Raw genomic sequence first — 15,221 nt, 5'->3', positions numbered from 1 at the left:
GTTCAGACGAAGGCCGCTTTCGCGTACGGCGGTTACCGGACCGAGTGATCAAGTTCGACGCACCATTCGACGCCGGACGTTAAAGATCAAGCTAGAGGCTTATTGATCGGGCCCTGGGAGGCGACGTCAGTCGGTGAGGGCCTTGGTGAATACGTCCTGCGATCCCAGCGAGCGCAGCAGCGGACCGAGGAGCCGGCCGGTGATGGCGCCGGGGGTGGCGTTCAGGTCAGCACACGTGGCGCCGGTCGCCTGCTTGCAGTGCTCGCCGAGATTGCAGACGACCAGCAACGGTTCGCCGACGCCCGCGGCCTGAAGGCATACGCCAGGTCCTCGCCCATCACGAGAGCCTCCGGCAAGAAGGCGAGCATCACTCGCCGATGGGTCAAGTACGACCGCCTCAACCACGCCGGCTACCTCTGGGCCTTCTCCGCGATCACCGCGTGCCGCGGGGCAGGCGCCGCGCACTGAGTTCCGCGTTCCACCAGGTGACCGGCACGGTGATCGTGTGGGCGTGGATGCGCTGGGCGCGCGGCAGCGCCAAGGCCGCTCGGCCCTCGGCGGAAGCGCCAGCCAGGATCCCTTCGACCAGTGACAGTCCTCGAGGCCTCGCTCGCTCCCTGTCGCGCTACCGAGTCAGGAGCGCGGGACGGCCTCGCTGATGTCCTGGTGCATATGATCCATGAGTTCGCCCATCTCGCGGATGTCGGAGTTCGGGGTGTCGGCGTTCTGCGCCGCACGGCGCAGCCAGTCGGCGGTCGTCAGGGCGAGGGCGGTGGCGTCTTCTTCGCGGTTGTCGCCCAGGAGTTCCTCGATCCGGAAGGCGAGACCGCCCAGGGTTTCATCGTTGGTCTCCGGCGTCAGGTAGCCGCGCAGGCCAATGGGGTATGGGTCCTGAGCTCTGGCGTGCCGCACAGCGTCAAGGACCGCGGGGTCCTCGCTGTACCGGTCGAGATGGCCCAGGAGGACGTAGATCCGCGCGATCAGCCGTGGCCGCCCGGGGTGGCGGTCCAGCCAGGCCATCAGCTCCCGCTGGCCACCGAGGTGGTCGATGAGCGGGGTCAGCGCCTCCACCGACTTGGTGGGCAGATCCCAGTGGTGGGGAAGGAGCTGGGCCACTTCGTCGGCGAGCCTCGCCTCGTCCTCGGGGCTGAGCGTACCGGCGGTGAACCCGCTGACCTTCAAGCTGTCCAGGGCGAACCCGTCCGGCCCTGCCTGGTGGGTGAGGCGTGAGGAGCCGTGCCGCCGGCGCAGCAGTTCACCGACGCTCTTGAGGAGCGGCTTGTCGTGCACGAAACCTCCTGATGAATGCTCTCAAGGGCCCCTCGTCCGGGACGGGGAACGCGGACGACGCCACGGTCCGGACGGCGATGCCGATCGGTGCTCTGCGACGTCGGCACCACTACCCTGCCGCCCGGCCGCGGTGTCCGCGCGCCCGGTGACCCGGATGAGTGCGGAGCGCTTGGCGTCAGAGGAGCCGGGTGCGTCCGGTCGGCGGGCCGGCGATGGTCAGGGAGCGCGCGGCGGTGGGCACAGCCGCGGGCACCGTGGGCAGGCGTTGGAGCTGGGGCTGGCTGCGCTGCGGCGTGCTGGCGGGTATCGGCGTGGTCTCGCCCGTCCGGCGGCTGGGGCGCCCGGCGCTAGGAGGCTCGAGGGCGGGCGTGCTCAGTGATGGGGCTGTTGCCGCCGCTGAACACCAGGACGGGGAAGAGGCGGGCGCGGTAGAGATCGGCCGCCGGGGTTCCGCGCCAGGTCCTGCTGAACTCTGCGACGAGATAAAGGAGTTCACAAGGCAGGCCGCGGTGATGAGTGTGCTGGCGCAGGGCGGCGAACGGGACGTGTTCGCGGAACTGTCACGCTTTCGGACGGCCTTCTACGGGTGTTTGTCTGCGCGGGCCGATGCGTTCTTCGAGCCGGCCGACGCACTGCTGTGCGCGGACGGCCCGGTACGACACCGGTCGAGTTGTCACTGATCGCCGGGCACCAGCGCGGCTACGGCTCGCTGTACGGGGCTTTGAACCACGGCCAGCTCCCAAGGGCCCAGGCGCCACCACCTGGTCGGCCACCGCTCGCACCCCGCTGCCGGGCGCCGAGCGGCCGGGCGTCACGGTGGGTGCGGCTGCGGGTGCCCGGCCCGGCCGCCGTGGGCGCGGCGGTCGTGGCGCCAGACGTGGGACGGGCCCGGCCGGTCCACCTGCTTTTGCGGGTTGAGGTGGTCCGGGCGGTCCCGCCGGAACCCGGACCGGGCGTGAAGCCGGCCCCGGGGACCCCCATGGTCCCGAGTGGCTCCCGGATGCACGCCGTCAGGAGATGCGGATGTCCGACCAGTTCGTGGCCTTGCCGACCTGCGACCGGTTGTCGAAGCCGCTCTGGCCGTTGCCCCGGTTCAGCCAGGCGCGGCCGTCCTTGTCGAGCGAGATCACATCGGCCCGGCCGTCCCCGGACAGGTCGAGCCCGCCGACCACGTCCTTGTAGGAGGTGCCCCAGTCCTTGAAGACCAGCGACCGGGGCGTGAAGGTGCCGGCGCCGGTCCCGCTGAACCGCCACAGCTCGTTCGACGCGTCGAGGGCCAGCAGGTCGTTCTTGCCGTCGCCGTCGAGGTCCCCGGCGGCGATCAGCCTCTTGTAGCCGCCGAAGCCGGACCCGGCGAGCGTGCGGGCCTTGAAGCCGCCCGCGCCGTTGTTCGCGTACACGTACAGCTTCCCGGTCGAGGCGGACCGGGTCAGCAGGTCGGCCCGGCCGTCGCCCGTCACGTCGCCGGGCGAGACGACCGCGTCGTACCCGCTCCAGTCCGAGGAGACCTTGACGTTAAACGACTGCTGGTCGGGCAGCCCGCCGCAGATCGTCGGGTAGATGCGGGCCTCGCCCTGCGGGTAGCGGACGAACACGTCGTTGCAGCCGTCGCCGTCGAGGTCGCCGAACGGCAGCACCAGCGTGCCCGTCGGCCAGTTGCTCGCGCGCTGCCCCGCGGACAGCTTCGCCATGTCGCCCGCGTACACCTTCAGCCCGGTGCTGTCCCGGCCGAACAGGTCGGCCTTGCCGTCGTCTGTGTAGTCACGCCACTTGGGCAGCGCGCGGCTGGTGGTGGTGGCCTGGTAGACGCCGTCCAGGACGATGCTGTTCGTCTCGGTCGGCTTGTACTCGTCCCACAGCACGACGGGCCGGCCGAGCGCGTCGGCGGCCACCTGGGGCGCGCCGGTGGACTGGGCGCTCGTCGCGCTCAGCCGCCGCGGGGCGGACCAGGTGCCGCCCTTGAAGACGGCGGCCATCGCGTATTCCTGGCCCGAGTAGCCCTCCCGCCAGGTCACCGTGACCGTGCCGCCCGAGGTGGCGGCCGCGCCGACCGCGCGCACCTTCTTGTGCGTGGAGAAGGGCTGTGTGTACGGCTGCCAGACGCCGGTGGCCGCCGAGCGCACCGCGTACCAGGGGCTCGTCGAGTAGCCGGGCCCGCCGGCGACGAAGAGGTCGCCGCCTGGCAGGTAGACGGGCGCCGTCATCCCGTATGTGCTGCCGTAGTTGGCGGCGGACCGCGGGGTGCTCCACTGCGTGGCGCCGGCGGGCCGGCGCGTGTGCATGAGGTGCGCGTTGTTGTCGTAGAACACGTCGAAGCCGCCCTGCGGATTGGCGAACACCTTCGGGCGCGCCAGGTCCACGCCCGGGACCGGGAAGCCCTGGACCGCGGTCCAGGCGGTCGCGCCGGGGGCCTTCTCCAGGGCGACGACGGCTTTGTTTGCCTGCCACTGCCACACCAGCAGGGCGGTGCCATCCTTGGCGAGGGCGAGGTCCATGCTGGAGATGTCCCGGCTGCCGGACGGCGGCTGCTCGTTGAGGTCGGCCGGAGCGGTCCACGCGGCCTGCGGGCCGGTCTTCTCGGCGGCCTTCACGACGCCGGAGACCGACCACACGGCGACCAGCCGGCCGTCGGGGGCCGCCGCCAGGTGGTGGTAGCCCGTCTGGGGGACCGCGGCGACGTACTCGGGCTCGGAGAAGGCGGTCGCGCCAGGCGTGAGGGTGGCCACCTTCAGCCAGTAGTTGTCGTGGTCGTCGGCTCGCTTGGCCCGCCAGACCAGGCGTACCGAGCCGTCGCTGAGCGAGACCAGCTCGGTGTTGAACAGAACCGTGGAAAGGCTGGGCAGACCAGCAAATACCGCCTGCCCGCCCTCAGCCGCACCCCCAAGGCCCGGCCCTCGAAGCCTCAGAAGACCACTTCAGAGACCGAGCGGTGGATCGAGGCTCAGGGCGATGTGAGCCCGCCGAGGCCGGAGTCCTGCGGTGGGGACGTGGGTACCGGGGGTATGGGCAGTTGTCGGCTCGGTGAAGGCTTGGGCCGTGACGGTTCGGGGGGGTCGGATGGCTTGGGCGGGCCGGATGGGTCCTTGCCCGCCGGCGGTCGGGACGGAGCCGGGTTCGCGGGCCGGGAGCCGGGTTGCTGGGATCGCCGGCCCTTCGGCTGCGCAGAAGGCTGGTCGTGCACGGCGGATGGCATGCCGTCAGGGGCGCCCGGCGTGCTCGGCACGATGTGGCCGGAGTACACGCGCATCCAGCTCAGCACCAGGCGCAGGTAGTCCTCCGAGTGGTTGTAGGCGAGGATCGCCCGCCGGAGGCTGTCGGGTCCCCGTAGGTCGCCCCCTGCCTCGCAGAGGTAACGCCCGGCTGCCAGCCATGCGTCATCGACCTGGGACGGATCCGCCACGCCGTCACCGTTGCCGTCGGGCCCCCAGCGACGCCAGGTGGAGGGGAGGAACTGTGCGGGGCCCACGGCCCGGTCCCAGACGGGGTCGCCGTCGTAGAAACCGCCGTCGGTGTCGCGGATGGCCATGACGCCGGGGCCGCCGTCCAACTGGGGCCCGAGGATCGGGGAGCGGGTGCGGCCGGTGGCGTCGAGGTCGCCGCCTCGGGCATGATCCGACTCGACCCGGCCGATCGCGGCCAGCAACGCAACGTCGAGGCCGCACCCGGGCTGTGTGGCGGCCAGCGTCCGCACCGCGCCCCGGTAGGCGGCCAGCACCCGGCCGGGGATTGCGTACGCGGTCGACAGCGGCGGTCCGAAGGCGCCCCCCGGGCCGTCGGCCCCGGCCGGGGATCCGGTGGTCCAGGGCACCGGACGCGTCTTGGGTAGGTACACCGTGGCCGGTGGCGGTTCCCCGTACAGCGGCGGGGTGTCGCCTCCGCGGTCGTCCGCCGTGGGCGCGGCCACCGCCGGGGAGGGGCTCGTCAACTGCGAGACGGTCGTCCCCGCAATGCCGCCCGTCGCACCGACGGCCAGGAGCGACGCCAGCGCCTGGGACCACAGCAGCGAACCGCGCGCCCTTGCCCACCGGCGCCTCACCAGCACACCGTCCGAGCGCCCAGGGGTGCCGTCCAATCGCCGCCGGCCCCCCGCATGAAGAAGGCGCAGCGGGTGTCGGCGGTTCCCTTTCCCGCGGCGTACGTCAGCGGGACGGTCAGGCCGGCGAAGTTCTGCCCGCGGAAGGTGTACAGCTCTTTGATCAGTGCGGCCCTGCTGATGTCGCCCGCGCCACGCGCGGCCTTCTCGAACACCTTCGCCGATGCCCATCCCTGCGCGGCCGCGGGTCCCGGCGCCGACCCGCCGTACCTCTTCCAGGCGGCGTGGAACTCGCCGATGGCCGGCGTCGACACGCCCTTGAAGGGGAAGACCGCCATCGCGGCCAGCACGTCCGTCAGACCGGGCTTGGCCGCGGTGTCCGCCCCGACCGTGGCCGACGGTTGCAGGAACTGGGGGCTGAAGCTCTGCCGGCGGCAGGACGAGGCGACCCTGGCCACGGTGTTGGGGTCCCCGGTGACCAGCATCAGCTGCACACCGGCGTTGCGTGCCTGGAGACACTCGGCGGTGTAATCGGGCTGGGTCACCGTGATCTTCGCATGGTAGACCGGATCGAGGCCGAAACGCTGGGCCGCTCTGCCGCTGCCGAACACGCGGTCCTGGGCGTGGGTGCAGGCGTCGGTCTCCGTGCAGAAGAGACCGCCGATCTTCTTGCCCTTGCCATAGGTTGCGCCCACCTTCGCCAGCCCGTCCATCTGGGAGTCGGTGGAGGGACACTCGCTGAACAGCACCGGGCTGTTCGTCCAGGCCGTGGTCGAGCAGTCGCCGCCGATGACGGGGACCTTCTGCTGCTCGACGTACCCCTTCCAGGCGGCGAGGGTCTGAGTGGTCGTCATGGCGGCCACGATGGCGACCACGTGGTACCTCTCGACCAGTTCCTGCACTTCGCTGCGGCCCTTGGCGGCATCGGCGCCGTCGTCCATGACGATCACTTTGACCTGGCGGCCGTTGAGGCCGCCCGCGGCGTTGGTGGCCGCCGCCCATGCCTGGAGGGCGCGCGGGCCCTGGGCGAAGGCGACGCCGCCCGGTCCCGAGAGGGTGCCGACGCTGCCGATGACGATGGGCGCGCCGCCACTGCCCGCGCCGCCGCCTGCGTTGCCGTTCTTGCCGTTCGTGCCTGAGCCGCCTGCGGCGCCGCCCTGTCCGGACCCGGACAGGCCTGCCCCGCTGTCTGCTGCCCCACCGCTCCCTGCCGCCGTGGCGTCCCCGGCCTGTCCGCCGGCCGCCCCGCCGCTTCCCGGCAGTCCTCCGTCGGCGGCCGTTGCGGTTCCGGCCTGCCCGCCGCCGGAGCCGGCCCGGACGATGGTGTCGTGGTCGAGCCGGGAGCCGCAGCCGGCGAGCAGCAGGCTCAACACCGCCATGGCCGCGAGTGCGCTGCGGGTTCGGGGTGGGGTCACGGTCTCCTCCATCACGTGTGCGCGCCCAGGTACTGCTCCATGAGCCGGCCGCCGTCCAGTTCGCCGGGTTCCCCGGCGAATTCGGCACGTCCCTTGTTCATGAGGTAGACGTAGTCGGCCAGTTCGAGGGCCCGGCCGACGTACTGCTCGACGAGGAGCAGCGCGCATCCGGAGGCGGCCAACTCGCCGAGGAATACGAAGATCTCGTCCACGACCACCGGTGCCAGGCCCATCGACACCTCGTCGAGCAGGACATAGGCGGGATCGGTGACGTAGGCGTGGGCCAGCGCCAGCATCTGCTGCTGACCGCCACTGAGCGAACCGGCCGTCTGGCGGAGCTTCTGCCCGAGGACCGGAAAGGCCGAGACCGCTCTGTCGATCGCCTCGTCGACATCTCCGCCCACTGCCTGGATGAGGATGTTGTCCCGCACCGTCAGGTTCGGGAACACTCCACGCCCCTCGGGGACGTGGCAGACTCCGTGCCGGGCGAGGGTGTGCGGGGGCTTTCCGGTCAGGTCCCGGCCGTCCAGTCGGATCCGTCCGGAGCGGGGCGCGAGGAGGCCGGAGGCGACCCTCAGCAGCGTGGTCTTGCCCACGCCGTTGGGTCCCAGCAGCGCGACGACCGAGCGGGGCGGCACCCACAGTGATACGTCGCGCAATACGGGTGTGTCGCCGTAACCAGCACTGATGTTCTGCAGTTCCAGCATCAGGCCGCCTCCGATCCCAGGTACGCGGCGCGCACGGTCTCGCTGGCCCGCACCTCGTTTGGGCTGCCCTGGAAAATCAGCTCACCGAAATCGAGGACGCAGAGGTGGTCGCAGACGGACATGACCAGCGCCATGTCGTGCTCGACCAGCAGCACCCCACAGTGCCGTTCGGCCACGACCCGGGTCACGATCGCCCCGAACCGTTCGGTCTCCGGGGTGTCCAGGCCCGACGACGGTTCGTCGAGCAGCAGCAGCGAGAACCCGCCGGCCAGCACGCGGCCGAGGTCGACCAGACGGCGTTGGCCGGTCGACAAGGCGGCCGCCGGCTCATGGCGGAGATCCCCGAGCCGACACAGTTCGAGCACTTCCTCGGTGGCGGCGCGCACCGCTTTCCGCTCGGCCGGAGGGCACCACAGCTGCTTGAAGGGATGGCTGCGCGCGAGGCGTGCCTCCAGACCAAGGGCGATGTTCTGTTCCACGGTCAGCGAGTCGAACAGGTCCATCCTCTGGAAGGTCCGGCCCAGGCCCAGCTGTGCGCGCGTCGAGGGCGGCTTGCCGGTGATGTCCTGGCCGAAGAGGCGAATTGCGCCTGCCGAGGGCCGCAGCAGCCCGCAGCAGGCGTTGAACGTCGTGGTCTTTCCGGCGCCGTTGGGGCCGATAAGCCCGGTGACACGCCCGAGCGGCGCGTCGAAGGACACCGCGTTCACCGCGGTGTTGCCGCCGAACCGGACGGTGAGTCCGTCGACCCTCAGGCCGCTCGGGACCGACGTCTGTTCGCCGGGGCTCATGTCCCTGCCTTCCTCGTCGCCGCGACCCGCCGCGACGCGCCGCTCGCCGTCCCCGCTCATCGCGACGCTCCCCTTGTCAGACCGGCGCCGACGCGGATCCGCGCCGCCTCTCCGCGGCGCACCGTCCGCACAGTTGCGAGCCGCAGCCGCTGTGCTGCGGGACCTGGCGCGCCGAGGCGTTCGGCGGCGCGCGAGGCCCTCGGCTCCGTGACTGCCGCCCCACCGCCGCGGCGTCCGGCCGCACCGGCCTCGCGCAGGGCGACCATGAGCGCGCCCACCCCGAAGGCCACCGGGAGCCACGCGACCACGGTCTCGCCTGTGACGTACGCCGGGACGATCGCCAGCTGCGCCGCCGCGGCGACCGGCGCGGCGCCTCGCAGACCGCTGCAGAGCACCAGGAGCGCCAGCCACGTCAGCGAGGCGTACGACACGAAGGGCACCCCGGTCGCGGACTGTCCCAGCGCGGCGTAGAGCGCGCCGGCGACTCCGGCGATGAAGGCCGAGATGGCGAAGACGGTGACCTTGGTGACGTTCACTGCGAGCCCGAGCGTGGACAGTGTCGTCGGCGCGTCGGACATGGCACGCAGCAGTCGCCCCAGCCTGCTGCGCCCAATGATGACGATCAGCAGCGACGCGGCGACGGCGAAGCACAGGAGGACGTAGTAGAACGCGGTGTCTGCCTCGAACAGGGCCGGGCGCGTCGCGGGCAGGGTGCTGGTCGCCCCGAACATCCACACCGAGTTGTAGACGACCCGCTCAAGCAGAATCCCCAACCCGAGCGTGGCCAGGGCCAGATACAGTCCCGACAGCCGGATGGCGGGGATCGCCACCAGCACGCCCACGGGCACCGCGACCACGCCCGCGAGCAGCACGGCAACCAGCCAGGGCAGCCCGGCCCCGACGGCCAGGTGCGAGAACGTCGAGGAGCCCACCGCGACCAGAGCGGCGTGGGCGAGGGACACCTGTCCCGAGGTGCGCACCAGCAGGTGAAGCGAGGAGAAGACCAGGACGAAAACCAGGGCGCTGGAGTACACGGGCAGTTTGGCCCCGACCACGAACGGGACCACACCCGCCACCAGCACCGCGGCGACCGCCGACGCCCGCCCGACGGCCCTGCTCACCAGAGGCCGCAAGGGCGGCACCGAGCGGTGCCCGCCGGCCTCGACCAGCTTGCCCCGGCGCGCCAGCAGCAGGGCGGCGAACAGCACCAGGAACGGGAGCGCGGACGGCAGCCCCGACAGCACCTCCGAGCCGGACACCGCCTTGGTGGCCACGGCCGCCAGCACTCCGACCAGTAGCCCGCCGGCGTATGTCAGCGGAAGGCTGGAGAACCCACCCACCGCCGCGGCCCCGTACGCCTGCACCACCAGCATGGTCAGCAGGAGGGCGTCCAGCCCGATCTGAGGAGCCAGCAGGACACCCGAGACCGCGGCGAACCAGCAGCCGATCAGCCACGCCCGGCTCCGCACAGCGAACGCGCTGGTGCCGGCCAGCTCCAGTAGCGCCGGGTCGTCCACGACGGCCCGCATCTTCACGCCCATCGAGGAGACCCGGAAGAAGACGAAGAACCCAAGGGCGCCCAGCGCCCCCACGATCGCGGAGATCAGCTGGTCGATGCCGACTTTGACGCCGATCAGCTCGACGGTGTCGGTGGGCAGGAAGGCGGGGAAGTCGATGCCGGCGCCTCCGTAGTGGGCGACCAGGGCCATGGTGATGGCCAGTTGCAGACCCACGGTGGCGACGATCTTCGTGGTCGGGGTGGCGCCCGCCAGGCTCCGGGTGAGGCGTTCCATGACCAGTGCGATGCAGGGCGGCACCACGACCACGGCGAGGGCGAGGGCCACGGGCCAGGGCAGTTTGCGTACGACCCGCAGCTCGTAGTACGCGTAGGCGGCCAGCGCGGCGATCGCTCCGTGGGCGAAGTTGAAGATGCCCGAGGTCTTGTAGGTGAGGGTCAGCCCCATCGCCGCCAGCCCGTAGACCGAGCCGGTGGTGACACCGATGACGATGAACGGCAGCCATGCGCTCATGGCGCGCACACCCCGCACAGCTCGCCGGCCTCGGGGGCGGCCACGACCACGTCCTTGCCGACCAGCAGCGGACAGTCAGGGCGGTGCAGCTTGACCATGCCCGCGGCCCGCACCAGGCGAGTCGAGGTGCGGCGGAGCGGCTTCGCCTCGTACGACCCCTCGTACGACCCCTCGTACGAGTCCGCCCGCTCCTCCTGATCCTCGTGCGGTGCAAGGGAGATGAGTGCGATACGCCGCTCTGCGACCGCACGCCGTGCCCGCAGCAACCACAGGCACTGGCCGACAGCCGCGAGGGCGAATCCCGCCACCGCGAGGTTCAGCCACGCCGTCTGCCGCACCACCGACGCCGTACCGCCGGCGCCGAACCATGCCGTCACGAGCAGGGCGAGAGCGGCCAAGGTGGTGCCGCAGACCATGAGGACATCGCGGTCCTGCCACGGTTCGGCACGCTTGCCGACCGCAGTCATGACGCGCCCTCGACCGGCGGAAGCACCAGGGTGCGGTCGTGGTCGACGGTGCGGTCGCGGCCGTCAGGGGCCGCGCCGACCTCGACCGCACCGTTGCCGCCGACAGCGCGGATGGCCCGCTCGATCCGGTCGAGCTTGCGCCACTCGTCACGCAGGTCGGCAGACAGCCACAGGGCCGACGAGACACCGAGCAGAAACAGTCCGCCGAGTCCCGCGCTGATGACATACGGCACCTGTTCGGCCACGTACGCGGTTCCGCTCACCCCTCGCCAGCCGATGACCAGCACCACGGCCCCGGCGACGGCGGCGGCCGCCGCGGTCAGCCGGTCCCACTGGCTGCGTACCCGGGTCACGATGTCCATCGAGTCCTCACTCCCAGCAGGCGCAGCAGAGTTCCGAAGGCGAAGGTGGCCGCGCCACCGAACGCGACGACGAGATAGAGACCGGTCATACCCATGTCGACGGGGTTGCCGATGAGGCCGACGGGCGAGGGGGAGTCGGGCGCGGCCACAGCGCCGTCGGATGGTGCCGAGGGCTGGTCACTTGGCGGCTGCTGCGCGGGCGCTTGGTCGGGTGGTGCTGCGGGAGCCCCTGCGTCGCGTCCGCCACCGCCGCCTGCACCCGCAGGTGGTGCCCCGCCCGGGGGCAAGTTCCCGCCGGCACCGGGTGGTTGCTCGAGCGCGGCAGCCCCGGCGAAGGCGCGGCCGAAGGTGTAGGTCACGGTGTAGACCGCGCCCGACTGCGTGTCCTGCTGCCGTACCTGGACCTCGACGGCGGCCGACACGACACCCTGTTTGGTCTGTTCCGCTCGCAGGTACCGGACCCGTACCCCCTTGGCCTCCAGCGCCTTGGCCGGATCGGCCTGCGCAAGGGGATACTGCCGGCCGGCGGCCCGTACCCCGTCCTTGGTGATCTCCACGACCTGGCCGGCGACTTCGGTGCGGCCGACGGTCAGCTGTGAGTCGCGTACGAGCCTGCCGTCCTTGCCGACGGTCGCGGTCGCAACGCTCCGCACCCGGCCGAGCCGCAGCACGCCGTTGAGGGTGATCGGCTGGATGTCGGCCGTGGCCGACGCGGTGCTCGTCCGCCGCGCCGGATCCACCGCCGCGTTCGCGAGCGCGGTGGTCTCCGCCGCTGCGGCGCCCTGCCGGCCCAGTTGCGTCCGCGCCTGCGCGCGCGTGGAGTTCTTCTCGCTCTGCGACGTGAGCGTGTCGCCCTGCTGACCGCCCTCGGCCTTCTGGGCAGACGGATAACTCGAGGCCGCGTACGCCGGGTAGCCGGGAATCTTCTGTCCGCTCTGGCTGCCGACGAGGGCGGGCGCCGAGACGACCGTCTCGCCCGGGTACGGGTTGGAGGCGAACCCGCTCGACTCCCCGATGCCGTAGTCGACACATGCCTGCGCGACCGGAACACCCGCACCCGACGGCGCCTGCAACAGCGCGTTGTCGCTCGCACTGACCATCACCTGGACGCCTTGCGCGGTCGCCGTCACAGGGCAGCCCGCCTCACCCGCGCCGGGCTCGGCGGCGGTGGCCGCGGCCGGAAGACACAGCAGGAGCACGACCGCGCCCGTCCCGGCGATCGCACGGCGGTGCACCGGGGTGGGAGAGGGCGCTTTGACAGCCATGGTCGTCCTCCGCGGGGGATTGCCGGTTGTGCCACAACTCTCCCCAACGCCACGGCCGCAAGCAGGCCCCATCCCGGCTGGCGACTACTCCACTCCCACTCACCAGGGCTCGGCGACGGACGCCGATTCCGCCGCCGTCGGCCTCGTCCTGGCTCTTCCTGTTTGACGGAACCTGCGATACCGACTAGCCAGGCAACTTCTCGGCGTCAACCACCAAGCGGAGGTGGAAGGTGACGGTCCCGGCTACAGCCGACGTGTACGCGGGCAGCGCTTCCGTCCGGCAGGACGGCCTGTCCGTCGCGGCTCCGGCACGGGCACAGCCCCTGCCCCCGAACACCATGATCGAGCGGATGACGCTCATCCTCGACGCGTTCGACTCCGGCACACCCAAGCTGTCGCTGTTGGAGCTTGCGGAGCGCACCGGCCTGCCGCGGTCCACCCTGCACCGCATCCTCGACCAGATGATCCGGCTGCGCTGGCTGGCACACTCCGTCGGCGGCTATCGCCTCGGCATGCGCACACTGGAGCTGGGCGGTCTGGCCGCCGGCCACAGCGAGATCCGCGACGTCGTCGGACCGCTCCTGCACGAGCTGTGCCGGCGCACCGGATTCGTCGGCCATCTCGCCGTGCTGGAGGGGCGCGAGGTGGTCTTCCTCGACAAGGTGGGCGGGCGGTTCGCGGCCAACCTGCCTACACGGCTCGGCGGCCGCCTGCCCGCGCACACCACGGCCGTGGGCAAGGCCATCCTCGCGTCTCTCGATCCGCACCACATCGAGGCCACCTACCCTGCACGACTGCCGGTCCGCACACCACGCTCGATCCGCACTCTCGCGGGCCTGCACAACGAGCTGGCACGGATACGCCGACGGCACGGCGTGGCCATGGACAACGAGGAATCCCTCACGGGGATCTCCTGCGTCGCGGCTCCGCTTCGGGGGCGCGGTCCAGCGACGGCCGCACTCTCGCTCAGCGGCGACGCGCAGGCGATGGATCTCGGACAGGTGGCGCCGGTCGTCCTCGAAGTCGCCTGCGAGGCCGCCCAGACGCTGTACTCCTCTCGGCGCCCACGGCTGTAGCACGCACGCGAGCAGCGTCGTACTGGTCCAGCCGTAGAGCCACCCGGATATCTCGCGATCAGCGCGCCTCACCCAAGGCCAACGGCGAAACGGACATCAACTCGCGAACCGTCCTCTGCAGTAACGGCATTGGATCTCGGCACCGCCTCGGACGTGTCACGAGGCGGGCGGCAGCGCGAGCCAGTCCTGCCAGGTGATGTCGCGGCCCAGACAACGGGGCTGTTGGAAGGGCCAGTCGGCGGCGATCCACTGCGGCACCAGCGCGTCGAGCGCGCGCTCCGCCTCGCCGCCGACGAGGTCGTCCACCACCCACCAGGAGACCTCGCCGTCGGAGCCGGTGCGCTCGGGCGGGTCGATGTAGACGCAGCCGAGGAGCGCCGTCTCCTCCTCGTCCAGCAGCGCGTAGTTGAACGACTGGTGCGCGGCTATCTCCTTCTCGTGCCGCAGCAAGTCGATGCGGTCCTCTTCATAGGTCATCGTCTCCTTGGGCCAAGCCCAGGCCGGGCCGAAGATCTCCCACAAGCGCTCTCGGGAGCCCATCACGGCGGGGTAGTCGAGCGCGGTGTCCGCCTCCCGGATCGGCCGCAGGTGAAGCGCGGTGTCGGGCACGGGCACGTAGACGGGGTGGACGAAGTCGTCAGGCAGCCAACTCATGAGGCCCGACGCTACAGCCCCTCGGCGCGGGATGATCCAGGCGGCGCGGGCGCCACGGCGCACGGCCACCGGGCTTCGACAAGGCCGCCCGCCTCGGCGCGGTCGACCGGGACGGAGCACGCGCATGAGTCCGCGCTCCGTCATGGCGGGGGCGGGCTCCGTCGTTGAGCGACGGGCAGGCCCTGCACCTGCACCTTCTCGCAGGAAGCGGGGCGTCTCCCTGTTGGACGGCCAACACACAGCGCACCGCACGCAGTTCGGGGTGTGCTCGGGATCCAGTTGCCCGGGAACCCGCTGCCCGGCAGGAGGTGACCTTGGCCGCCCGACACCTGCGACCCAGCGACCCGGCCCTCGTTCACTTCTCCCCCACACTTCCGTCACCTCACGGACACGTGCCGGGTATGCTCCTGGAGCTCCATTCGCACCACTGAGGGGGGAATCCTCATGCGCATGCGCCATGCCCTGACTGCCGCCGCCGCTGCCGGGGCGCTCGCCACCGTCGTTGCCGCTCCGGCACAGGCCACCGAGTACTCTTCCGCCCTGAAAATCAAGGGCATCCAGTACGACGCACCCGGCCGGGACTCCAACAGCTGCTCCACGGGCAATACCAAGGACGAGTACCTGACGATCAAGAACTACTCACGCAGCACGACCGTGAACCTGAAGGGCTACGTGGTCAAGGACGCCGCCGGCAACAGGTTCGCCTTCCCCGCGAACCACTACCTCCAGCCGGGCGACTACATCAAACTCCGCGGCGGCCACGGCACCGACTCCGACGCCAACAACGTCGTCTACCGCCAGAACTGCAACTTCATGTGGAACAACGACAAGGACACCATCTACCTCTACAAGTCCTCCGGCGCCCGCGCCGACGTCCACTCCTACACCAAAACCAGCAACGACCCCGACGGCAACGGCTACATCACCTACCACGGCTGAACCAGCCGCCACGGCCCGCCAGCCGCGCCCGCTTCTTCGCCCAAGGCGCATCAGCGCCCCGCAGGAGAAACGCAGCCATCGCCCCCACCACAAGGCCCCGGTGACTCCTCCCTCCGGATAAATCCGGAGGGCTTCTCCCGTCAGTGGCTAGGCCACGGCAGGAAGGACCAGCCCGGCCCTGATCGCAACGTTGAG

General features: G+C 71.1%; 13 protein-coding genes and 2 pseudogenes. 3 read left to right on the top strand and 12 right to left on the bottom strand.

Annotation, left to right across the window (positions count from 1 at the left end; all coding sequences use genetic code 11):
* Nucleotides 1-234: 234 nt before the first annotated feature.
* Nucleotides 235-459: pseudogene (locus ACZ4RZ_RS49720) on the top strand (transposase); the annotation flags it as partial.
* Between the two features lie 174 nt (nucleotides 460-633).
* On the opposite strand, the gene ACZ4RZ_RS49715 reads toward ACZ4RZ_RS49720, so the two are convergent.
* The 11 genes and pseudogenes from ACZ4RZ_RS49715 to ACZ4RZ_RS49665 all read right to left on the bottom strand — a co-directional run bounded on the left by ACZ4RZ_RS49715 (nucleotide 634) and on the right by ACZ4RZ_RS49665 (nucleotide 12,357).
* Entirely contained in the window at nucleotides 634-1,290 is a 657-nt protein-coding gene (locus tag ACZ4RZ_RS49715) for a hypothetical protein (protein ID WP_467754274.1), read from the bottom strand.
* 356 nt (nucleotides 1,291-1,646) lie between these two features.
* A pseudogene (locus ACZ4RZ_RS49710) lies at nucleotides 1,647-1,739 on the bottom strand (YdcF family protein); the annotation flags it as partial.
* Nucleotides 1,740-2,300: 561 nt separating this feature from the next.
* Nucleotides 2,301-4,016: an FG-GAP repeat domain-containing protein gene (locus tag ACZ4RZ_RS49705; RefSeq protein ID WP_467754272.1), complete on the bottom strand. Its 1,716-nt coding sequence runs from the start codon at nucleotides 4,014-4,016 to the stop codon at nucleotides 2,301-2,303.
* Nucleotides 4,017-4,231: 215 nt separating this feature from the next.
* The gene (locus ACZ4RZ_RS49700; RefSeq protein WP_467754270.1) at nucleotides 4,232-5,326 is read right to left on the bottom strand and encodes a lytic transglycosylase domain-containing protein; all 1,095 of its coding nucleotides are present in this window, start codon (nucleotides 5,324-5,326) and stop codon (nucleotides 4,232-4,234) included.
* Nucleotides 5,323-6,738, bottom strand: a complete 1,416-nt coding sequence (locus ACZ4RZ_RS49695; protein WP_467754269.1) for an ABC transporter substrate-binding protein — start codon at nucleotides 6,736-6,738, stop codon at nucleotides 5,323-5,325. The genes ACZ4RZ_RS49700 and ACZ4RZ_RS49695 overlap by 4 nt, the downstream gene beginning before the upstream one ends.
* An 11-nt stretch (nucleotides 6,739-6,749) precedes the next feature.
* On the bottom strand, nucleotides 6,750-7,445 hold the full coding sequence (locus ACZ4RZ_RS49690) for an ABC transporter ATP-binding protein (protein WP_467754268.1): 696 nt from the start codon (nucleotides 7,443-7,445) through the stop codon (nucleotides 6,750-6,752).
* Nucleotides 7,445-8,293 (bottom strand): ABC transporter ATP-binding protein, encoded by an 849-nt coding sequence (locus ACZ4RZ_RS49685; protein WP_467754267.1) that lies wholly within the window; start codon nucleotides 8,291-8,293, stop codon nucleotides 7,445-7,447. Before ACZ4RZ_RS49685 ends, ACZ4RZ_RS49690 begins: the two co-directional genes overlap by 1 nt.
* Nucleotides 8,290-10,263 carry a branched-chain amino acid ABC transporter permease gene (locus tag ACZ4RZ_RS49680; protein WP_467754265.1) on the bottom strand — a complete coding sequence of 658 codons (1,974 nt, stop codon included), beginning with the start codon at nucleotides 10,261-10,263 and terminating at the stop codon, nucleotides 8,290-8,292. Before ACZ4RZ_RS49680 ends, ACZ4RZ_RS49685 begins: the two co-directional genes overlap by 4 nt.
* Complete coding sequence (locus tag ACZ4RZ_RS49675) at nucleotides 10,260-10,730, bottom strand: hypothetical protein (RefSeq protein WP_467754264.1); 471 nt, start codon at nucleotides 10,728-10,730, stop codon at nucleotides 10,260-10,262. The genes ACZ4RZ_RS49680 and ACZ4RZ_RS49675 overlap by 4 nt, the downstream gene beginning before the upstream one ends.
* Complete coding sequence (locus ACZ4RZ_RS49670) at nucleotides 10,727-11,092, bottom strand: hypothetical protein (RefSeq protein ID WP_467754263.1); 366 nt, start codon at nucleotides 11,090-11,092, stop codon at nucleotides 10,727-10,729. The genes ACZ4RZ_RS49675 and ACZ4RZ_RS49670 overlap by 4 nt, the downstream gene beginning before the upstream one ends.
* Nucleotides 11,080-12,357 (bottom strand): hypothetical protein, encoded by a 1,278-nt coding sequence (locus ACZ4RZ_RS49665; RefSeq protein ID WP_467754262.1) that lies wholly within the window; start codon nucleotides 12,355-12,357, stop codon nucleotides 11,080-11,082. Before ACZ4RZ_RS49665 ends, ACZ4RZ_RS49670 begins: the two co-directional genes overlap by 13 nt.
* Before the next feature lie 230 nt (nucleotides 12,358-12,587).
* On the opposite strand from ACZ4RZ_RS49665, the gene ACZ4RZ_RS49660 reads away from it, so the two are divergent.
* A complete protein-coding gene (locus ACZ4RZ_RS49660; protein WP_467754261.1) occupies nucleotides 12,588-13,433 on the top strand; it encodes an IclR family transcriptional regulator in 846 nt (281 codons plus the stop codon).
* 156 nt (nucleotides 13,434-13,589) lie between these two features.
* On the opposite strand, the gene ACZ4RZ_RS49655 is transcribed toward ACZ4RZ_RS49660, so the two are convergent.
* Nucleotides 13,590-14,087 carry a GNAT family N-acetyltransferase gene (locus tag ACZ4RZ_RS49655; protein WP_467754259.1) on the bottom strand — a complete coding sequence of 166 codons (498 nt, stop codon included), beginning with the start codon at nucleotides 14,085-14,087 and terminating at the stop codon, nucleotides 13,590-13,592.
* A gap of 444 nt (nucleotides 14,088-14,531) precedes the next feature.
* On the opposite strand from ACZ4RZ_RS49655, the gene ACZ4RZ_RS49650 reads away from it, so the two are divergent.
* Entirely contained in the window at nucleotides 14,532-15,026 is a 495-nt protein-coding gene (locus ACZ4RZ_RS49650; protein ID WP_467754258.1) for a lamin tail domain-containing protein, read from the top strand.
* Nucleotides 15,027-15,221: the final 195 nt, after the last annotated feature.

The organism is Streptomyces sp. NPDC027189, assembly GCF_055566975.1.
Note: the sequence above shows the minus strand (reverse complement) of the source record. Positions and strands in the feature narration are given on the sequence as shown.